At 52.4% G+C, this 1,143-nt stretch carries 2 protein-coding genes; both read left to right on the top strand.

The genetic code is table 11. The features are described from left to right. Positions 1-274 (top strand): hypothetical protein (locus tag A918_RS22200; protein WP_210162325.1); only part of this gene is annotated, 274 nt, incomplete at its 5' end. Then, positions 261-1,143 (top strand): 5'-3' exonuclease H3TH domain-containing protein (locus A918_RS20300; protein WP_033316084.1); only part of this gene is annotated, 883 nt, incomplete at its 3' end. The genes A918_RS22200 and A918_RS20300, both read left to right, overlap by 14 nt.

Raw genomic sequence — 1,143 nt, 5'->3', positions numbered from 1 at the left:
TGGCAGCCAGAGGGGGGGGGAGGCTACCACCCCGGTTTTCCGGCGGGGGACATGCCGAAAAACGGAAACCGACAATGTTGTCGATAGGGCTAATGTGGCCAGAAAAAGTGGCAATACAAGGGCTGAAACGCGGCGTGTCAGTCACAAAAAAGTTATTGCTTATAGGGTGCCGGACAGGGCGGAAGATAAGCGAGGATTATTTCGTAACGAGCGATATGGCGTGATTTCTTTTTTCGCTCTTATGCTTTACATCTTTTACCATGAAAAAAGGTGATCATCTCTTCCTCGTCGACGGCTCCGGCTATATTTTCCGCGCATATCACGCCTTGCCGCCACTCACCCGCAAATCAGACGGTTTGCCGGTTGGTGCGGTGTCCGGTTTCTGCAATATGCTGTGGAAGCTCCTGAAAGATGCGCGCAATACGGATGTCGGCGTGGTGCCGACCCATTTTGCGGTTATCTTCGATTATTCGTCACAGACTTTCCGTAAGGAAATCTATCCGGAATATAAAGCCAACCGTACTGCCCCGCCGGAAGATCTGATCCCGCAATTCGGCCTGATCCGTCAGGCAACGCACGCTTTCAACCTGCCTTGCATCGAAAAGGAAGGCTATGAAGCCGATGATATTATTGCCACCTATGCCCGACTTGCCGAAGAGGCTGGTGCGACAGTCACGATCATCTCATCCGATAAAGACCTGATGCAGCTGGTGACTGAACAAGTCTCGATGTATGACGGCATGAAGGACAAGCAGATTTCAATCCCTGAAGTGATTGAAAAATGGGGTGTGCCGCCGGAGAAAATGATCGACCTGCAATCACTGACCGGTGATTCAACAGATAATGTGCCGGGCATTCCGGGCATCGGGCCTAAAACTGCCGCGCAATTGCTGGAAGAATTTGGTGATCTGGATACGCTGCTTGCCCGCGCTTCCGAGATTAAACAGAATAAACGCCGCGAGAATATTATCGCTTTTGCGGATCAGACCCGTATTTCGCGTCAGTTGGTGACATTGAAGAATGATGTGCCGCTGGAGATTGATCTCGATGGTCTGATGCTTGAACCTCAGGACGGGCCGAAGCTGATCGGCTTCCTGAAGGCGATGGAACTGACCACGCTGACCCGCCGTGGGGGGGGGGGCG

It is taken from the genome of Pseudochrobactrum sp. AO18b (assembly GCF_000409565.1).
Classification (GTDB): Bacteria; Pseudomonadota; Alphaproteobacteria; order Rhizobiales; family Rhizobiaceae; genus Pseudochrobactrum; species Pseudochrobactrum saccharolyticum.
Note: the sequence above shows the minus strand (reverse complement) of the source record. Positions and strands in the feature narration are given on the sequence as shown.